18 protein-coding genes are annotated in these 19159 nt (G+C 68.9%); 10 read left to right on the top strand and 8 right to left on the bottom strand.

From position 1 onward, the window contains the following. Positions 1–363 precede the first annotated feature (363 nt). Both AB0M43_RS07605 and AB0M43_RS07610 read left to right on the top strand, forming a co-directional pair. The gene (locus AB0M43_RS07605) at positions 364–1221 is read left to right on the top strand and encodes a hypothetical protein (protein WP_363722113.1); all 858 of its coding nucleotides are present in this window, start codon (positions 364–366) and stop codon (positions 1219–1221) included. Between the two features lie 93 nt (positions 1222–1314). Continuing rightward, entirely contained in the window at positions 1315–1959 is a 645-nt protein-coding gene (locus tag AB0M43_RS07610; protein ID WP_363722115.1) for a hypothetical protein, read from the top strand. A gap of 109 nt (positions 1960–2068) precedes the next feature. Here AB0M43_RS07610 and AB0M43_RS07615 read toward each other — a convergent pair whose 3' ends face one another. Beyond that, a complete protein-coding gene (locus tag AB0M43_RS07615) occupies positions 2069–3628 on the bottom strand; it encodes a hypothetical protein (protein ID WP_363722117.1) in 1560 nt (519 codons plus the stop codon). A gap of 522 nt (positions 3629–4150) precedes the next feature. Further along, complete coding sequence (locus tag AB0M43_RS07620; protein WP_363722118.1) at positions 4151–5095, bottom strand: LysR family transcriptional regulator; 945 nt, start codon at positions 5093–5095, stop codon at positions 4151–4153. A 556-nt stretch (positions 5096–5651) separates the two neighbouring features. Between AB0M43_RS07620 and AB0M43_RS07625 the strand changes: the two genes are divergently transcribed. The 3 genes from AB0M43_RS07625 to AB0M43_RS07635 all read left to right on the top strand — a co-directional run bounded on the left by AB0M43_RS07625 (position 5652) and on the right by AB0M43_RS07635 (position 7697). Further along, a complete protein-coding gene (locus AB0M43_RS07625) occupies positions 5652–6266 on the top strand; it encodes a hypothetical protein (protein ID WP_363722119.1) in 615 nt (204 codons plus the stop codon). A gap of 270 nt (positions 6267–6536) precedes the next feature. Continuing rightward, entirely contained in the window at positions 6537–6833 is a 297-nt protein-coding gene (locus tag AB0M43_RS07630) for a hypothetical protein (protein ID WP_363722120.1), read from the top strand. 234 nt (positions 6834–7067) lie between these two features. After that, positions 7068–7697 (top strand): small ribosomal subunit Rsm22 family protein, encoded by a 630-nt coding sequence (locus AB0M43_RS07635; RefSeq protein WP_363722121.1) that lies wholly within the window; start codon positions 7068–7070, stop codon positions 7695–7697. 403 nt (positions 7698–8100) lie between these two features. On the opposite strand, the gene AB0M43_RS07640 is transcribed toward AB0M43_RS07635, so the two are convergent. Continuing rightward, complete coding sequence (locus tag AB0M43_RS07640; RefSeq protein ID WP_363722122.1) at positions 8101–9033, bottom strand: quinone oxidoreductase; 933 nt, start codon at positions 9031–9033, stop codon at positions 8101–8103. 575 nt (positions 9034–9608) lie between these two features. Next, positions 9609–11246 carry an MFS transporter gene (locus AB0M43_RS07645; protein ID WP_363722123.1) on the bottom strand — a complete coding sequence of 546 codons (1638 nt, stop codon included), beginning with the start codon at positions 11244–11246 and terminating at the stop codon, positions 9609–9611. Positions 11247–11333: 87 nt separating this feature from the next. Between AB0M43_RS07645 and AB0M43_RS07650 the strand changes: the two genes are divergently transcribed. Next, positions 11334–11822, top strand: a complete 489-nt coding sequence (locus AB0M43_RS07650) for a MarR family transcriptional regulator (RefSeq protein ID WP_363722124.1) — start codon at positions 11334–11336, stop codon at positions 11820–11822. Between the two features lie 377 nt (positions 11823–12199). Beyond that, positions 12200–12406 carry a hypothetical protein gene (locus AB0M43_RS07655; RefSeq protein ID WP_363722125.1) on the top strand — a complete coding sequence of 69 codons (207 nt, stop codon included), beginning with the start codon at positions 12200–12202 and terminating at the stop codon, positions 12404–12406. A gap of 493 nt (positions 12407–12899) precedes the next feature. Here the strand turns inward: AB0M43_RS07655 and AB0M43_RS07660 are convergent, their stop codons facing one another. Then, a complete protein-coding gene (locus AB0M43_RS07660; RefSeq protein ID WP_363722127.1) occupies positions 12900–13448 on the bottom strand; it encodes an EF-hand domain-containing protein in 549 nt (182 codons plus the stop codon). 18 nt (positions 13449–13466) lie between these two features. Here AB0M43_RS07660 and AB0M43_RS07665 point away from each other — a divergent pair, with 18 nt between their 5' ends. Both AB0M43_RS07665 and AB0M43_RS07670 read left to right on the top strand, forming a co-directional pair. Continuing rightward, positions 13467–14576, top strand: coding sequence for a thioester reductase domain-containing protein (locus tag AB0M43_RS07665; RefSeq protein WP_363722129.1), 1110 nt, complete (start codon positions 13467–13469; stop codon positions 14574–14576). Between the two features lie 115 nt (positions 14577–14691). Then, a complete protein-coding gene (locus tag AB0M43_RS07670) occupies positions 14692–15384 on the top strand; it encodes a DUF2071 domain-containing protein (RefSeq protein WP_363722131.1) in 693 nt (230 codons plus the stop codon). 137 nt (positions 15385–15521) lie between these two features. Here AB0M43_RS07670 and AB0M43_RS07675 read toward each other — a convergent pair whose 3' ends face one another. The 3 genes from AB0M43_RS07675 to AB0M43_RS07685 form a co-directional block, all read right to left on the bottom strand. Further along, entirely contained in the window at positions 15522–16703 is a 1182-nt protein-coding gene (locus tag AB0M43_RS07675) for a PrsW family intramembrane metalloprotease (RefSeq protein WP_363722132.1), read from the bottom strand. After that, positions 16700–17362, bottom strand: coding sequence for a hypothetical protein (locus AB0M43_RS07680; protein WP_363722134.1), 663 nt, complete (start codon positions 17360–17362; stop codon positions 16700–16702). Before AB0M43_RS07680 ends, AB0M43_RS07675 begins: the two co-directional genes overlap by 4 nt. A 320-nt stretch (positions 17363–17682) precedes the next feature. Further along, the gene (locus tag AB0M43_RS07685; protein WP_363722136.1) at positions 17683–18078 is read right to left on the bottom strand and encodes a cupin domain-containing protein; all 396 of its coding nucleotides are present in this window, start codon (positions 18076–18078) and stop codon (positions 17683–17685) included. Between the two features lie 52 nt (positions 18079–18130). Here AB0M43_RS07685 and AB0M43_RS07690 point away from each other — a divergent pair, with 52 nt between their 5' ends. Further along, on the top strand, positions 18131–19108 hold the full coding sequence (locus AB0M43_RS07690) for a helix-turn-helix domain-containing protein (RefSeq protein WP_363722138.1): 978 nt from the start codon (positions 18131–18133) through the stop codon (positions 19106–19108). The last annotated feature ends 51 nt before the right edge of the window (positions 19109–19159 follow it).

The following is a 19159-nucleotide window of genomic DNA, read 5'->3' on the forward strand; positions in this document are numbered from 1 at the left end:
TCCGCGCTCACCGTCCCAGTCGTGGGCCTTCTAGTCGTTACTCCCAACTGGTTGATCGCCTCTTGCTCGTCGCCACCCTCAAGTTGAGCTGCATCAGAGCTGTCTTCCCGCAACGGTCCCAGGACCGTCTCGCATGATGGCAGGGCTGGTGGAACCGAGCCCAGGCACCACAGCCACGTCCCAGAGCAGGCGGAGGAGGAGAAGCCCGCCGACACGCGCCGGTAGATCTCAGCTGGAGAAACGGGACTGAACGAGCCCGCGTAGAGTCCGCTTCGGGCATAGGCTCGGTCGGTTCGCCGTAAGCGCCGAACTGGCCAACTGGACGGGACTCTCGATGAGCGCTGAGGTGAGAACATCGATGATGTGAACGACCTGTATGACGTGACCAATATCGTGTCCATCGCGACGGCTGTGGTTGCTGTGGTCAGCGCGGTGATCGCAGTTTCCCAGGCGAAAAGTGCCAGACGGGCTGTTGCGGCGGCAGAGGGCCAGTTGGAGGCAGCACATCGACAGGCCATTGCGTCGGAGCGGTCCAACGAGCTCATGTCTCTATCCCTTGCCCCGCGGTTCGCTCTCGTGTGGAACGACGGATACGTCCCGCAGCACGAGCAGTGGGAGCAGTTCGTATTGACCTACCTGTCTGGACCGGATGATCTCGACCAGGTATTGATCTCGGTCAGCGACGGAAGTAACCTCGACGGATTGCTGCTCCGTGCTACCCACAGCATCGAACAGTCGCTGTTATGGAACAATCGCTCGCCTAAGGATTCGATGTCCTTCGAATCCCACCTCTGTAGCCCGGTTGGGCAGGTGAGGATCAAGGTTGTAGCCACCAAGGGCGAACTGAAGTGGCCTTGTTCTGCTGTCACGCATGTCAAGAAGCGGGAGGCGCCGATGTTTAGCCTAGAGGCGATTGGCCTCTGCGATGTTGACTTTCCCGATAGGTGGGAGACGTGGGATCAGTTTGCCCTCACCTACGAGGGCGGCACGGACACACTGGATAGTGTGGACGTTCGGGTCCGGCAAGGCGACAATCTCGATGAGATCTACTTGCCGGATCGCCAGAAGAGTGTTGACATACTCGGGTGGGATAGCCAATCCTGCGGCGATGAAATGATCTTCGCAGCGCACCTCAAAGATGGTGCTGACGCCTACTATGTCGATGTGGTCGCATCGCTCGGAGTCCTCCGATGGACCCAGACGTTGTCCGGCTACGCGTAGCCGACCAACCAGCGGAAAGTCGGGGTGCGCGGGAGAACGGCTCGCGGAATCCTTGCTGCTCACCGAAAGTGCGAACGTCAGGCGACATTCTCAGTGTCGCTAATCGCCAGCGCGTTGGCCGCCCAAGTTGGTCGGCACAGGGCCAAACAGGCGACCTGGGCCGCGCTGAAGCGCCTCGCCCAACGCGCCGTGGGCCTTGTACCGGTGGCCGGGCCTGTCGTCGGTGGTGCTATCTCCGGCGCGGTGGCTGTCGGTTCGACGCTCGCCCTCGGCAAGGCGTGGGTGAAGGTGTGTGAGTACGTCACGGCCCACGACATGAGTAAATTCGACGACTTCCTGGAGTCGAAGGAGGGCAAGGTGCTCTTGCTGTTCCTCGGGGCCTGTGGGCTCGCGGGCCTGATCGCGACGTTCGCGACCACACCGGCCCACAAGGCAATCCCGGCCTCCTCCGAGGCGCTGCCCGCCCCCACGCCGACTCCTGTTCCGATCATGCTGGACCCCGCGCACCTCGCGGCTCTGGAGAAGCGCGCCCAGAGGCTCGCGATGCACAAGACGTGCGAGTTCGTACGGGCAGATCGCCGACAGCCTCGGCGACGAGCTCGGACCGCCCTGCACGAGGCATTGCAGACCACCACCGATGAGGTCGCCAAAGCCTACTTCGAGCAGGTTCTCGAGGAGATCCGCGCCCGGCTGTTGGACCTGGACGGCGGCCCAAGGGGCTGGCCATCGGGCGGATGAGACGCGCCCCGGGTCAGCGTTGCGGGAACGGCAGCTCGGCGGCGCGCGCTGCCCGGGGATGCCGATCCAGGTGGTCAGTGCGGAGTGTGGTTGACATGTCCGTGTGGGATCAGGGCAGGGTGCCGATCCGTTTGATGGCCTCGATGAAGCCCGGTTGGAGAGGCGCCTCGATCTGCCCGGAGTGGGTGACGACTAGGTCGGTCAGGTAGTCGGTGCGCTGTTCGGAGGTGTCCAGGGCGAAGAACGCCGGTGGGAGGGCTATGGCGCCGGCCGGGTTCCAGCGGGGTTGGTGGATCGGGCTCGGCCGGATCGTGAACGATGTGCCGGAGATCGCCGTGCGCAGGTCCTGCAGCCGGTCGTAGATTCCGGCGACGGCGTGTTTGGCGGCCAGTTTGGGCTTTGTCGGACTTCCGCCCAGGTCGAAGGCGTGCTGGAGGATCACGTACACCCCGACGCTGGAGCGTTCGGCGTTGAACCAGTTGCCGGTCGGGCCGATGCCGCGGTGCAGGGTCAGCGCGGCGAGTTTGGCTCGTTGGACCCAGTGTTCGAGGAGGGCCATCGCGGCCAGGGCGGGGTCGCGGTCCCCGGGCGGCAACCGGGTCGCGGTGTCGTGGCTGCCCTCGCGCGGTGCCAGCTCGTTGTCGATCAGCTGGATGAGGCGGGTGTAGCTGTCGGCGTTGTGGAGCGCGGCGGTGCGCGGCAGCGTGTACAGCAGCCGTTGCCAGGCGTAGGCGTGGTCGAGGGTGAGCAGGCCCGGGGTGCCGTGGGAGGCCTCATGGATCAGGGTGAGGGCCCGGCTGTCGACGCTCGGGTCGTTCAGGAACTCCGGTCCGATGGTGAGGCGGGCCGAGGCGCCCACGCCGTGGTTGACGGCCCGGACGTTGGCCCCGCCGTAGGCGGCGCTGACGCACCGGAATCCGGGCGCGGTCGGATCGTCGAGGGGGATCGGCACCCGCAGGACCCGTAGCTGGGTCTCGATCGCGGCCAGGCCAGCCGCGACCTCGGCGGGGTCCTCGCTGCCGAACAGGAGCCGCAGAGCGTCCCGGGTGGACTTCACGACCTGGCCACTGAGAGCACCGCGGGCCTGGGCGAGGAGTTCCACCGCGCGGGCGTAGGGGGTGTGGTACATCTCCGGCGGGTCACAGACCACGTCGGGGTGCTCGGAGACCTGGACCGGCGGCACCTCCTCGGGGCGAATGACCTGCACCCGCCGCAGGCGTCGGTAGTCGATCACCCCAGCCGCGGCTTCTGGCCTGGGGTCCCGGCGGGGCCGTCCACCGTCGGCGGGCAGCGCCGCCTCCACCGCGTCGATCCGCCGCTCGATCAGAGTGCCGAGCTGGGCCTCGTCCTCGCTGCCGGTGCCCCGTAGCACCAATTCGTCCAGGGGCTCTCCGTCGAACGCCCGGAGTTTCGCGGCCTCCTGCGGGGTGAGCGTGCTGGAGTTGCGGTCGAAGAACACCGCGTTCGCGGTCCCGGCCGCATCGGGGTGTGTGCCTGTGACACGCAGGTCGGCGGCGCGCTGCACAACTCTGGCCAACCGGGCGGTGACCGCACTGTTGCCAGCCGCCCGTTGCAGGCGCAGCAGCGGGTGGAGCTGACCGGCCCGGTGTTCCGGGCGGGACGCCGGGCCGGGACGGGCGGGACCGAAGTCGTACTCCACCCTTATCATTCTGAAACATTATAGTCCGGCAAACAAGACCTGAAATAGGATATGCGGCAAAGGTTCTATTGGTGTATGTCCACAAACTTCGAAACAGGATCCGGGAGGCGTGGTCACCGAACCCGACGACCACGCTCCCGGACGGTCATTCCCACGTTGTCGGTCTGCACGACGGACGCTGTCGTGGTAGTCAGCGACCATGAATACACGTGAACTGCTGTCCGCCCTCGGGAAGGCGGGGATCCCTGAGTCGTGGTACGCCATCGTCGACGAAGGCACACATGCGGGTCGCGCGGGCGACGGATCGCTCTACCTAGAGCTGAGTCAGGACGGCCTTTAGGTGGAGGGCACCTAGGAGCGAGGTGTCCGCACCCCGAGCGAGCTTTTCGACTCCGAAGATGAGGCATGCCAGCACATTCATGACCGACTGCTCCGCGCGGCTCGGATGCTCGGCAAAGCGCCCTGAGTTCCCTTGGGCTCGAGGGGCCGGTCGCGACCCGTCGGCGCAGTGACTACCGGATTGGATCGCCGTCACGGTTGTGTCGTGCCGGCATCGGGCGCGGTGGCCTGCTCGACCAGGAAGCGCAACCGGTTCGCGGTGTCGATGGCGACCCGGCGGAATGCCCGGGTCGCCGGCCGACGATCGACCGCCCGGCTGACCACGGCCGCGGTACAGGCGGAGGCGTCGGTCACCGGGACGTATCGCAGGCCGCTGAAGGAGGCGAAGCGGCTGATCGATACGGGAACGGGGATCGAGACGTCGTCGCTCACGCTGATGAACATGATCGCGGCGTGCACATTGTCGAACTCGCGCCGGTGGTCGAGTGGAGCGCCGGCGCGTAGCTCTGCGAAGCTCCAGAAGTTGGACCAGTGCGCGGGTATCCGTGAGGAAGTCTGAACGGTGGGGGAGGCCAGAAAGTCCGCAGACGTCACGCCGGAAGCCCCGGAGAAGCGGTGATGGTCGGACATCAGCAACACTCGTGGTTCGTCGTAGAGCGGATCGGCGTGCAACTGCGGCGAACAGATCGGCAGGTACTGCAGCGCGACGTCTACTCGCTGATCCAACAGTCCCGTTTCGAGTTCAGTCAACAGCACCGGCGTCACCATGAGGTCGATGTTCGGGTAGGCAGCTCGGAACGTCCTGATGATCGGCGCGGTCAGTTCGGCGACCCCGTTGTGCAGGATCCCGACCCGTAGTTCTCCGACGAAGGTCGACGAGGCGCTTCGGGCAGCCTCAATGGCGTCGTCGGCCGCGCGCAACGCCAGCCGTGCCGGTTCGAGGAACGCCTTGCCGGCGTCGGTCAGCTCCATGCCTCGCGGTCCGCGCACGAACAGCGGTGACCGGATCTGCCTCTCCAGTTGCCGTAGCTGCTGGCTCAGCGTCGGCTGGCTCACGTGCAGCTGGCGGCTTGCCGCGCTGACTCTGCCCATGTCGGCGATGACTATGAAGTGGTGCAACAATCGTAGGTCCACCATCTGCTCCCGCGATATGCGAAATGCCAATAGCCGCTATTGGGAGATAGCAACTTGCCCGCCTGTCTTTGATGCCGGATTCTTGCTACAGAAGAACTGAATCCGAGGCTGATGCAGTGCAATTGTCGCCAACATCGACGGCGAGTTCTCGCCGTGGAGGGGACGTCGATGATCACTATTCGACGCATCGAGTGACGTCGACCTACCTCGCTCAGGGTACCTCGAAGGCGTTTCGCGTGCCACGTGCGATCACTCGGCCGACACTCCGAACTGGAGGCGAACCTTGAAGCCGCAGTATCCAAGCGTAGTGAACGTGGCCAACGGCATGGCCTCCCTGAAGTGCCAGCGCACCGGGCCGATGAGGCGCCGAACCCGTTCCCGAGCCGAGTCCGGTACCCAAAGAGTGCGGTTGACTCTGATCTTCTACGCCGACTGCTGGATCCGTACCGGCGCGGCCGCCCACTGGTCGACCAACCGTGACTAGGGTCGGCGCGCAATCTGATCTTGCCAGGATGGGCCATACCGACAACACAGAGGATCCCAGACTACGGAGGGGGACATGACAGACTCTGCGGATCATGAGTTTGACACCGAGGCCGAGGCAATGGTCCTGGCCGAGGGCCTGATAAGTGAATCGCCCAAACCCGAGAGCCGACCGCGTAGGCTCCTGTCCAAGCTCACCGGTGGCCGCGCCGGCAAAGCGGTGTCCGGAGCGGTGAGCATCAACTCCGCCCGGCTGCAACAGCTCGCTTCCAGAGTCCTGCGCACAACGATGATCCGTGGACGAAGCACCCTGCTCGCTGAATTCCCCGGGCTTGGCGAAGGCGAGATCGGCCAGCTGTTGATTGACACAGCAGTGAAGCGGTCCCGCGCGATCGGGGCCATCGGCAACATGCCCCTGCCCGGGAAAGCCGCCGTGTTGCTACCAGTGAAGGCCGTCAGCCAGGGCATCGCCGTGGCCGTCGTGGAAGCCAAGCTCATTGCCGAACTCCACGAACTCCATGGGCAACCCGTTTCGGGCCACGCAGCCGAGCGCACCCTGGAATACCTCAGGATCTGGGTCGACCTACGTGATGAAGGCCGGCCCAACGCCGAGTCCACCCGGCACATCGGTGAGCAACTACTGGGCAAGCTGCGACCGAAGACTCTGCCTCACAAGGAGACCGATGAGTAGTCAATCACCTCCGGCCGGAAAGTCCGTCGTCGCCAAGCTCGCCAAACTCGCGGCTGGAGCCGGTGTGGCAGTCCTGTTCGTCGGCACCATGGTGCGCGCCGCCAGGGCGCGGACGGAGGGGCCCGCGAGGTCGGCCACGTCTGACAAGCCCCGCGTAGGCCTCACGCGTTCGTCGGTGGCCTCCGGGCCTGCGCTGGCCGACATGGTCATACAGTCGCAACGCGACATCGTGAACAACATGCGGCAGCCCGATCCGAACGACCCGTACCGATGAGTGCCTCGCAACTTGTCGGACGATGGAAAGGTCGGGTCGCGGGCCAGGACCACCACCTGACCTTCCATGCCGATGGGACCTTCGACAATTGGTACGGTGGCGGTTGGGGCAAGAAGGACAGGTCCTTCGGCGACTACGAGACCAGCGACGATGGCGTCCTGTACTACTTTCCGAACAAGCGCTCCTGGTTCAACAAACCCTCGATCTACTACTGGCGATTGAGTCCCGGTGGTAGAGGCTTGACCCTGGTGGGAATCACCGGTACCACCTCGACCTATGCGCGCACTGGTTAGTACTCCTACGGTGGTCGGGCGAGTTCGCATCCTCGCCGGCAGTGGTAGGCATTCGCCCGTCGTGCCCAGCGGCGGGCGAACACGCCGGTGGCTACAAGGCCGTCGACCGGCTGCGGACGCGGCGGTGGTCGCGGTTCCGATCTGCGCTCATGGTCGGGACATCAGCCACCATGAGGAGCCGAGCATGCTCCAGACCGAGGTTCCGATCCCCGTTCCGCCGCAGTCCGCTCGGCAATGGCGGCCACCGGCCCCCGCACACCCCGGACCCACGTCGACGTCGGCGGCGGGACGGGCGCGGCGGTGTGGGCGGCCCGCGCGGCCTTTCCCACGCTGGCCGGCACCGTGGTTCTGGACCAGTCCCTGCGGCTGGGGGAGCGGATCGCGGCGGGGGCGCTGGCCGGCGTGCGCTGGACGCAGTTCGCCGTCGGCGGCCGGATCCCGACGGCGGACCTGATCACCATCTCCTACGTCCTAGCCGAGCTGCCCACCACAGCCCAGGCCGACCTTGTCCGGGCAGCCGCCGCGTCCGCAAGGGAATGCCCGTTGACCGCCGACGACTGGTGTCATTTCATCGCCCGAGTGAACCGGTCGGCGTCGCACCGCCGAGTCAAGGCCGGCACGCTGGGCCACGAGGACGAGAAGTTCAGCTACGTCGCCACCACCCGCGTACCCGTCGGCGCCCCTGCCCGGATCCTGGGGCATCCGCGACTACGCAAGGGGTTGCCTACCCTCCGGGTGCGCGGACCGGACGGCGTACGCCCGGCACTGGTCTCCCAGCGGCACGGTGACCTTTACCCAGCCTTCGGGGCTGGCTGCTCGGTTCAACCAATCTGCATCCGGAGAGTCGCCATTGTCCAGCCCTAGCTGGCCCAACATTTCCAACGCGTGGCTGTCGCCCTGGTCGGCCGCAGCCCACCGAGCATCGTGTGCGAAGCCGAACCCCGCAGCCATCGGCGGTGCACCGCCGATGGACCCAGCGCTTGGCCCCGACCCCCTCGAATCCGCACCTTGGCGCGTCCGGGGCCTGCCAGGGCCGCCCGGACATCCTAGTTACGGCGGCCGGCTGATGAGCGCGGTCCTGCCGCTCCGCGACGTGCCCGGCGGACCTGGCCGGCAACGCCACCGTTATCGGTCCCGCTAGCGCCGCTCGGGTAACTCGACGGCGGCGTCGGCGGCGTCTGATCGCCACCACCATCCGCCGTCGGGGGTGGCGATCCCGTCCAGGCCGGACCCGGTCATCGCCCAGCCGTTTTTGCGTACCTCGTGGCTACGGGATGACGAGCAGCTTGCCGGTGGTACGCCGGGCCTCCAGATCGCTGTGGGCCCGGGCGACCTCGGCGAGCGGGTAGCGGGCCGTCACGGTGATCTCCAGAGCCTTGGTGCGCACCCATTCGAGCACGTCGGCGGCGCGCCGGAGCAGTTCGGACCGGTCGACGATGAAGTGCCCGAGGCTCGGTCGGATCAGGGTCAGCGAACCACCCTGGGCGAGCCGGATTGGGTCGAAGGGCGCCACGGCGCCACTCGCTGCGCCGAAGAGCACCAGGTGGCCGCGGGTTCGCAGGCTGGCGAGGCTCGCATCGAAGGTGTCCCTGCCGACGCCGTCGAAGACGACCGGTAAACCCTCGCCGCCGTTGAGCCGCTTCACCTCCGCCGCGAGATCGTCCACCTCGGAGTAGAGGATCACCTCGGCGGCCCCGGCGCCCCGAACCAGCTCGGCCTTCTCCGGAGTCGACGTCGTGCCGATCACCCTGCCCCCGAGGTGGGTGATCAATTGGGTCAACAGCAGCCCCATGCCGCCCGCGGCAGCGTGCACGAGCACCGTGTCGCCCGGCTGCACCGGGTAGGCGTCCTTGACGAGGTAGTGCGCCGTCATGCCCTGCAGCAGCACGGCGGCGGCGGTCTCGAATGCGACACCGTCAGGCAATGGCACGAGCCGGGAGGCGTCCACGACGGCCCGCTCGGCATAGCTGCCGGGAATCTCCACCCAACCGACCCGGTCCCCAACGGCGACGTCGACGACGCCGGGTCCGATCTCAACGACCGTGCCTGCGCCCTCAGTGCCCGGGGTGAAGGGCAGCGGGAGGGCGTAGCGGCCCTGGCGGTGGTAGACGTCGAGGAAGTTGACGCCGGACGCGGCGACCGCCACCACCGCCTGGCCCGGACCCGGCACCGGCAGGTCGACATCGACCAGCCGCAGCACCTCGGGACCGCCCACCTCGGAAACCTGAATCGCTCGCATGACCCCTCCTGAATCGGCTCTTCCCGCATCAACTCCGTTGACGCCGATCCGATTTCCATCCCGCCGAGGTGTCACAGCCGTCACACTCAACTCAGCGGCACAGCAACTCGCCGGCGCCTGAACATCACGTCACACCCCGACACCCCCTCACCGAACCCCCGCCCTGGCCAACCCGTACCAAGCAGCCCCATAGGTCGGACTCCGGCAGCCAGTACGTCTCCAGCCACACGCCCCGGCCGATCCGCGCGCCCATCCTGTCCGCGCACGCCGCCGACCGGGCCTGCCGCCGCTGTACCCAGACCGGCCGGCCGCGCAGAGGCCGAGAAGTCACCCGCGCCGGTCTCCAGTTTCCTCGCATCTGAAAAAGGACAAGTAGGTCCGGACATCTGACCCCGAGGTCGTCCGGACCTACTTGTCGCGCCCCAGGTCGAAGAGTCAGCCCAGGACATGTTCAGCCGGACCCGGCAGGATCGCTGGTTGGGGTCCGTGTCGGGCGGACGGCATGCGCTGCGAGGGCGGGTGCATCGGATGGGGACTCAGATGCGGCCTCGGTCTGGGTACCCGTCAAGTCCCATCGCATTCACGAGCTGGTCTTCGATTTCGTTCTCGGTTCTGGGGATGAGGACGGTGGCGATGAGGCCGAGGAGGACGAAGCCGGCGGCGAGGTAGCCGCCGAGGGTGACGCCGTCGGTCATGGCGGTGCGGCCGGCCTCGGCGGCTGCCTGGGTCTCTGGTCGGGTGGCGAGTCCTTCGATGGCGGCGCCCGCGCTGTCGGTGATGGCGCGGCTGTACTGGTCGGCTTGCGCGGTGGGCATGTCGGCGTTCCTGAGCTCGGTGTGCACCTGTGTGCTGAGCGTGCTGAAGTACACGGTGGTCAGCACCGCGATGCCGAGTGCGGAGCCGAGTTGGCGGAACGCGCTCTGGATGCCGGAGGCCTGCCCGGCGCTGCTTTCGGGGATTCCGTCGAGGACCACGTTGGTGACCTGGGCGGTGGCGAACCCGACGCCGGCGCCGTAGACGCACAGGATCAGGGCGATCGACCACCAGGAGCTGTCGGTCCCGGCGAACAGTGCGAGTGCCGCCAGGCCGACGACCTCCAGTGCGAGGCCGAGGCGGAGCATCGTCAGGGCCGAGACCCTGCCGGCCATGCCGAAGCTCGCGCCGCTGGCGATGAAGCTGCCGATGGCGACGGGCAGGAGCGCCAGCCCGGACTGCAGGGCGCTGTAGCCGAGGGTGAACTGCAGCCACAGGGGTAGGACGGCGACGATCCCGAACTCGCCGAGCCCGATGATGAGGGTGGCGATGTTGCCGTTGCGGAACGATGCCTTCGAGAACAGGCCCAGGTCCATCAGTGCCTTGTCGGGGTCACCGCCGCTGCGCAGGGCGGCCTGGCGCCACACGAACGCGCCCAGGGCGGCGGCCGCGCCGACCAGCGCGAGCAGGGCGGGCGAGGGCCCGGCGTCCCAGGTGAGTCCGCCGATCTTCAGGGGGTGGATGGTCTGGATCCAGCCGTAGGTGCGTCCTTCGACAAGCCCGAAGGCCAGCAGCCCGAGGCCGAGCACGGACAGGACCGCTCCGGTGACGTCGACGCGCCCGCCGGTGCGGGGCGAGGGCGCGACCCAGGCCAGGACGCCCACGATGATGACGACCGCGAGTGGCACGTTGATGCCGAACGCCCACCGCCAGGAGGCGTGTTCGGCGAGCCAGCCGCCCAGCAGGGGCCCGAGCGCGGCGGCGGCGCCGATGGTCGAGCCCCAGACCGCGAAGGCCTGGCCGCGGGCCTTGCCGGTGAAGTTGGCGTTCAGTAGAGACAGCGATGTCGGTAGCAGCATCGCCGCGCCCGCGCCCTGTAGGAAGCGGGCCACGATGAGCAGCCCGCCGCCGGGGGCCAACCCGGCCAGGACGCTGGTCGCGCCGAAGACCACGACGCCGGCGACGAACACCCGGCGGGCCCCGACGATGTCGGCGACGCGGCCGACGAGCAGCAGTAGTGCGGCGAACACGATGGCGTAGGACTCCTGGATCCACTGCGCCTGCGTGGAGCCCGCGTCCAGATCCTCGATGATCGAGGGAATGATCACGTTGACGATCGTGGTGTCCACCACGATCAACGCCACACCGAGGGCGATGGCGATCAGGCCCAGCCAGCGGCGGACGTTCGACGTCTCGCCCATAAATACCTCCAGGGTGAAGTAACTTCATGGTGAAGGTAAATTGGTGGGCGGTAAGTTGTCAAACGACGACGACGGGACGGGGACCACATGAGCGAGCCGCTCCAGCCGCAGTACGAGCGGCTGCTGGAGAGCCTGCGGGGCTACGGCGCCAACTACCGGGAGTTCAGTCGGCGGTTCGCGGCCTGGCTGGGCCTGCACTCCACCGACGCGGAGGCGCTCATCGAGATCCTCGGTGCCGAGGAGCGCGGCGTGCCGCTGTCGCCGGCCCGGCTCAGTGAACGCGTCGCTCTGTCCTCGGGCGCGACCACCGCGCTGCTGCATCGCCTGGAGCAGGCCGGGCACGTCGTCCGTACCCGCGAGCACGCCGACCGCCGCATCGTCACGCTGCACAGCAGTGTGAGGGTCCAGCACCTGGCGGACGAGTTCTTCGGCCCCCTTTCGGGCCGGGTCGACACCGTCATGTCCGCCTATCCGCCGGGGCTGCTCGAGCAGTTCGAGACGTTCTTGACCGACCTGCGCGGCGCCATGGACGCCCAACTCGCCGCCGACCCGCCCCTCCCGCCCTCGAAGCGCTGACGCCCACCGCCTCGCCCCGTTGCTGGGAACTCGCACCTGCCGTTCGGAGACGTTGTGAACGCGGACCGTCGGCAGCCTTAACTGCTGTCACGGACGGCGGTACCAGCGGTGATTACGGCGACTGCGCCTGTGCCGGACGAGGGGCTGGCCGGGTTGAATGAGCCGCCTGCGGGCCGTGCGGGCCAGACTGCGGGCGGCTCGCCCCCCGCGCCGGGCTGACCCACGCCGACGCAGCGGCCGCGCTGCGGTACCCGGCCCGCGTGTCGCCGAAGTCGCGAAAAGATCAACTACTGCCCGGCCGACGGCTGAAGTCGCGGGCTGACACCTCGCTGTGCGGTGACACTGACGGTGAACGCCACCTCGGCGGTAGCCGCAACATGACGGTCTACTTCACGGTGGACGGCACCCGGACGTTCCAGGTCAGCGTCAACGGGGGACCGGACGTCGCACTCACCCTGACGGGGAGTTCCTGGGCTAGTCCTGCCTTGGCAACGGTGACCGTGACGCTCAACGCGGGCGCCAACACCGTCAATTTCCGCAACGACACGGCGTACGCACCGGGCCTCGACCGCGTCCGGGTATAGCCGCAGGGACTCCGCTCTCACCGGACCCGAGCCGCCCCGTGGGTCGGGTCCGGAGCCGGGCCAGCGCCTCCTGGGTCGGCTCGGCGGCGTCGTGTGGCGAACCGGTGAGCATGTGGCCGTAGCGCAGCGGCGCCGCCGTGCACAGCCGGAAGAACTCCTCGAACCCGTCGTCCGTCAGGTCCCTCATGGGTCACCTCCGCACCCAGGGACGCCCGGGACCCCGTAGCTGTTGCACGGACCGGGCACAGGTCACCACGAAGAACCGCCCCGGGGAAGACCCCGGGGCGGTTCGTGTCACCAGAGCGGCTGCCAGCGCTGCGACAGCTGACGCATGGCCATCGTGCACGGATTCGCAGGTCCAAGTCCACGGTGTCGACCTGGCCCGCCGTCAATTACTGGGTCTGGTGTTCTACCTGCTGAGCCTGCTCGCAATGCCATCGCCTACCGATCGCCCGTCCCCGGCTCTGCCACGGGCGGGTGGTGTCCGGATGGGTCAGACGGGGCCGAAGAGCCAGTTGCCGCCCGAGTGCGGGTCGTCGCTGGTGTAGAACTCGCGGGCGGCGGCGACGAGTTCGTCGACGGTGACTGTGCCACTGCCGTCGGTGTCGAGTCGGGTGAAGGCCTGGTCGATCTCGTGGGCCGGGGTGCCGAAGGCGTGCTGGAGGGTGTGGAACTCCTCGCGTGCGACCACTCCGTCGCCGTCGGTGTCGGCGAGGCGGATCACGGCCTCGGCGGCCGGTCGGAGTGCCGCCTCGAAGCGGGCCCGGTCCTCGATGAAAGCGCTGGTCATCCCGGCCCGCCACTCGTGCGGGGAGACGCGGCGGTCGCCGTCGAGATCGATCGCCGACAGGAGGGTCTGCCAGAACGTCTCGAGCCCGTTGATGACGTCCTGACCCTTGGCGTTGGTCGGCTCCTCGCCGAAACCTGCGAGAAGTCGGCTACCGAGCGCGACGACGTCGACGTGGTCCACGTGGCCGTTGCCGTCGATGTCGAGGTGGCCGAAGGCTTTGTCGAGCTTCCGGCTCTGAAGTTCTGTAGTCATTTGACTACTATAAGTTATATGTCTGATATCGTCATGGTGACGGGCGCGACCGGTTTCCTCGGTGGCCACGTCTGCGCGGAACTGCTGAAACACACCGACGTCGAGGTGCGCTGCCTCGTGCGGGGCCGCACCCGCCAGGGCGCCTGGGAACGGCTGACCGCGTCGCTCGCGTTTCGCGGCATCACGCCCGAACAGCTCACCCGGGTCGCCCTCGTCCACGCGGACCTGCGTGAACCCCGACTCGGGCTCCACGGCGCCGACTACTACGCGCTGGCCCGCGCGATCAGCGCGATCTACCACTGCGGAGCCTCGGTCAACCTCGCCGCCGACTACGAACGCCTCGCCCCGGCCAACATCGGCGGAACCCGCACCATCCTCGAACTCGCCGCGCACGCCGGCGCCACGACGCACTACGTCTCCTCGGTCGGCGTGTTCGTGGACGCCTACCTCCTCGGGCACCCGGAGGTGGACGAGGACACCGCCCTCGTGCCGGGCATGGCGGGCGAGGTCGGCTACACGCGCAGCAAGTACGACGCCGAACAACTCGTGCGGGCCAGTGGCCTACCGGCCGTCATCTACCGCCCGGGATTCATCACCGGGGACCACCGCACCGGCGAATGCTCCGACACCGACCTGATCAGCCGGGCCATCCGGGCCGCCGCCACCGTCGGCACCGCACCCGACTGCCACAACGCCATGCCCGTCGCACCCGTCGACCACGTCGCCCGCTCCCTCGTCGCGCTCTCCCGCCAACCGGCATCGATTGGGCGCTCCTACCACCTGACCACCCCCGAGATGCTGCCGATGGCCGACGTGTTCACCGCGCTCCGCGCCCACGGCCACCACCTCGACGCCGAACCCGTCCCACAGTGGCGCGCTACGCTGCGGGCCAACCAGGGCGAGCCGGACGCCTTCGCGATGCTGGCCCTGTGGGCCACCGGGGCGTACCTGTTGGAGGAGATCCCCAGGTACCGGATCTGCACCGTGCGCTCCGAGCGCACCAACGCCGAACTGAACCGGCTCGGCATCCCCAGCCCGTCCGTCGACGCGGCCTACCTCGACCGGGTCATGCGCTACCTGACCGACACCAAGGCACTCGACAACACCGGACTCCCCGTCGCGGTGTGACGCCGAAGCCACCCGGTATTCCCTCCAGCGGCCGCGTTCGGCACCGAAGCCGCCAGTGTTCGGGCCGGAAGCGGTAGTCATTTGAACGTGTTCAAAAGTGTGCTAGCGTGCGGTCATGCGTCTGGACAGTGTGGTGGAACGTCGGCTCCTCGTGAACTACCGCGTCGCCCCCGGGGCCGTCGCGCCGCTGCTCCCGACCGGGATGCGGCCGCAGATCGTCAACGGCTGGGCCGTCGCGGGCATCTGCCTGATCCGGCTCGGCCGGGTCCGCCCCGCCGGCCTGCCCGACTGGTTCGGGCTGCGCAGCGAGAACGCCGCGCACCGGATCGCCGTCGAGTGGGACGGCGGCGGCGGGGTGTACATCCCGCGCCGCGACACCGGCTCCGCGCTCAACGCCCTCGCCGGCGGGCGGGTGTTCCCGGGCGTGCACCACCGGGTCCGGTTCGACGTCGAGGAGCACGGGGCCGACCTGCGGGTGGCGTACACCGGGCCGGGGATCGAGGTCAGCGCGACCGGCCGGGTGACGGCGGAGCTGACCGGCAGTGCGCTGTTCGCCGACCTGGCCGAGGCCTCGGAGTTCTTCCGGCGCGGCTCCGTCGGGTACTCGGCCGCCGACGGAACGCACGTCGACGGACTGGCGTTGGAGACCGCGTCGTGGCGGATCGAACCCGTGGAGCTCGGCGCGGCCTGGTCCAGCTACTTCGAGGACCCGGCACGGTTCCCGGCCGGCACCGCCGTCCTCGACTCGGCCCTCGTGATGCGGAACCTCCCCGCGACCTGGCGCGCGGTCGCCCGTCGCGCGGCCTGACCGCACCGCCATGGACGGGATGCGCCACCGTTTCGGCGAAGCGGCGCCCACCCAACCGTGCCTATGAAGTACCGGTCGTCGTGGCCTGCCTCCCCGGTGGGCCGGACGTGCGCGGGGGACCAGCTGATGGGGCGGCCCTAGGCCCGGCGGGCGGATCGGAGCCGGTCGAGTTCGGCGCGGGCGAAGCGGACCTGGTCGGTGTCGGTGCCCATGGACGCGGCGAGCTGGTCGGCGAGGTCGTGGGCGGCTTCGAGGCGGTGGTGCCGTGCTCTGCGGTCGGCGTGGCCGTGGCCGGCCCTGCGGTAGGCGCGGCGTTGCTTCCCGGTCCCGGCGAGGGCGTCGAGCTCCTCGGGAGTGATGACCCCGCTGTCGGCCTCGGGTGCCATGACGGCGCGCATCGCTTCGCGTTCGGGGCGCACGGTGTGCCGGAACACCGCGAGGACGATGGCGAAGCTCGCCAGGATCTCCGCGGCCATCAGGGCCAGGACGGTGGGGCCGTTGCCGTTGCCGAGTCCGACGTTGGCGTCCCACAGGCCGTGCAGCACCATCGCGGTCGCGACGAGCCCGAGGCCCGGTCCGGTGCGGCGGCGCTGGGCGGGCGTGCCGACCAGGTACACCACGCCGGCGCCGGCGATCGCGGAGTACAGGATGTGGGAGGAGAAGCCGGTCAGCAGCCGCAGCCCGACGGTGCCCAGGCTGGTGGAGAGCTGGTTCGAGCCGAACTGCTCGGCGGCGGAGTTCAGGCCGTAGGAGATGTCCTCGATGATCTCGAATCCGAGGCCGACGAACGCGCCCAGGATGAACCCGTCGTAGGCGGTGCGCACCACCCGCCGCGCCAGGTACACCAGCAGCAGCACGCCCGCGCCCTTGCCGAGTTCCTCGAACAGCGGCGCGGTGAGCCCCGCCCCGAAATCGGTCTGGAACGTCTGGCCGAACAGCTTCCCGTACAGGCCCAGGAGCGCCGAGTTGCCGGAGAGGGCGATCGCCCAGGTCGCGGCGAACCCGCCCCACACGAACGCCGCCACCACCAGGGCGAGCGGCTGACGGGAGTACCGGTCGATCCGGGCGGTGAACCACCAGAACAGCACGGCGTACACGGCGAACACCACCGCGCTGGCCGCCAGCGCCGGGGCGTAGAGCCGGATCGTCTGGTTGAGCATGCCGAGCAGCACCCACACGCCGTAGCCGACGCCGAGCAGGTACACCCAGAAGCAGGCGTTGCGCGGCTGCCACAGCGACACCGACCGGCCCCAACCGGTCCGCTCGATCGCGGCCGCACGCGCGTCGAGGGCGGGCGTGGTCTCCGGAGCCGTGGTCATGATCCGCTCCCGTCGACGGGTCGCACCGACCGCAGCATCGCGGCGATGTCGGGGGCGACGCTCGCCGAGACGGCCTGCGGGCCGATGACCTCGACCTCGACCCCGGTGCCGCCGAACACGAACGCCGCGACGAGCCCGACCATGTTGACGCCCTCGACCCGCGCCGCCACGCCCTGCTGCCCGGTCGCGGTGCTGACCGTGACCGGGGCACCCGTCACCCGGAAACCCCCCGCGGCGCCCCGTAGCCCCTCATCGGTCTTCCGGATCTGTTCGAGCAGTTGCGCCGGGGTGCCCTGGTAGGTGTCGGTGACGATCTCGAAGACCACGCCCTGGTACGACACCGCCGCCGTTGCCGGGTAGGAGCCGGTCGGCCCCGCGTCGCCCTGGCGCAGCCCCGTGATCAGGTTCGCGCCCGCCATCGGTGTGAAAAGCACCCCGGACCCGACCTGGACGACGTCACCGGCCCGGATCGGATCGGAGACCTTCACCGCGTCGTTGACGGCGGGCAGGATCCACGCCGCGATCAGGAACAGCGCCACCACCAGGCCCGCCGGCAGCAGCGTCCGACGGTCGATGCCCAACAGCCGCCGGTCCACCGGCACCCAGTCGGCCCGCCACCGTTGTTCACCGATCAGACCCGCCGTCTCCGATCCCGACACGACCACCCCCGAGCCAGTTGGAACCCGCAAAAGCGGCCACGAATCTCCCCGGTGAACTGGGGAGATGGCACCACGTACATCATCGCTGACGGACAGTTGCCTGTCTTGCGCTCGAGGGATGCACGCCCGCATGGCGACAGAGAGTCGACGTCGAAGGGCAGCGACGGATCACGGTGACGGCTGCTCATAGCGGGAGCTGAGGGCGTCAGGTTCCTTGTCGAGGGCGATGATCAGGCCGAAGGACAGTGACGGAACGCCCTGAACCGGACCCCAGGCTCAGGCGTGACGTGGACAGCGGGGTCGAACCCCGAACCCACGGCTCAACAGGTGGCCTGGCGGTCGAGCGGGTGCCCGGTGGTCGCGTCCACATGGCCGGGGACCGGGCCACGGTGGTCGCCGACCGTGGACGTGCCGGTCCGTTCGAACATCAGGATCGACGCGCCGGACTCCGAGAACGGTCGGTGCTCCACGCCCCGGGGAACGGTGAACACCGAGCCGGCGGGGAGTACCACGGTGCGGTCGCGGAGCGCGATGCGCAGTTCGCCGTCGAGTACCAGGAAGAACTCGTCGGTCTCGGCGTGCGAGTGCCAGACGTGCTCCCCGCGCACCTTGGCGATCCGGACGTCGTAGTCGTCGACCCGGGTGACGACGCGGGGGCTCCACAGGGTGTCGAAGGAGGCCAGGGCCGCGCGGAGGTCTACAGGTTCGTCGGTCATGTGACCAGCCTGGGCCCTGTCGGCCGAGCGGCGTGAGTGCTAGGAATAGCGCATGGCGCAAGAATCCTCGCACCGCGTGGTCGTGATCGTGGACGAGAACTCCAACCCGTTCGAGCTGGGTTGCGCGACGGAGGTCTTCGGGTTGCGCCGTCCGGAGCTCGGCCGTGACCTGTACGACTTCCGGCTCTGCTCGCCCGAGCCGCAGGTCGTGATGCGCGACGGGTTCTTCACGCTCACCGGCGTCGCCGGCCTGGACGCGGCCGAGGAGGCGGACACGCTCATCGTGCCGAACCGGCCCGACGTCGAGGTGCCCCGCCGCCCGGCCGTCCTCGACGCGGTCCGGCGGGCGCACGCGCGGGGCGCGCGCCTGATCGGCCTCTGCAGCGGCGCGTTCACCCTGGCCGAGGCCGGGGTGCTCGACGGCCGCCGCGCGACCGCGCACTGGCAGTGGGCACCCGCCTTCCGGCTGCGCTTCCCGGCCGTCCACCTGGAGACGGACGTGCTGTTCGTCGACGACGGCGACATCCTCACCGCCGCGGGAAGTGCCGCCGCACTCGACCTCGGCCTGCACGTGGTCCGCCGCGACCACGGGGCGGAGGTCGCCAACACGGTCAGCCGGCGGCTGGTCTTCGCCGCGCACCGGGCCGGCGGGCAGCGCCAGTTCGTGGAGCGACCCGTGCCGGACCTGCCGGACGAGTCCCTCGCCCCGGTACTCGCCTGGGCACAGGGGCGGCTCGACAGCCCGCTCACGGTCCCGGACCTGGCGATCCGCGCCGCGGTCAGCGCGGCGACGCTGCACCGCCGGTTCCGCGCCCAGTTGGGCACGACGCCGCTGGCGTGGCTGACCGGCGAGCGCCTCACCCTGGCGTGCCGGCTCATCGAACGCGGCGAGGCCCGGTTCGACGTCGTCGCCCGGCGCACCGGGCTGGGCACCGCCACCAATCTCCGGGCACTGATGCGGCGCGAGCTCGGGCTGACGCCGTCGGCCTACCGGCGCCGGTTCGGGCCGATCGCCGCCGAAGGTCACTAGTCCGGAACACGCGGAGGGCCCGGTCAGGATGTGCTGGCCTCGCGAAGCCCA

The organism is Longispora sp. NPDC051575, from assembly GCF_040681875.1.
In the GTDB taxonomy this organism is placed as follows: domain Bacteria; phylum Actinomycetota; class Actinomycetes; order Mycobacteriales; family Micromonosporaceae; genus Longispora.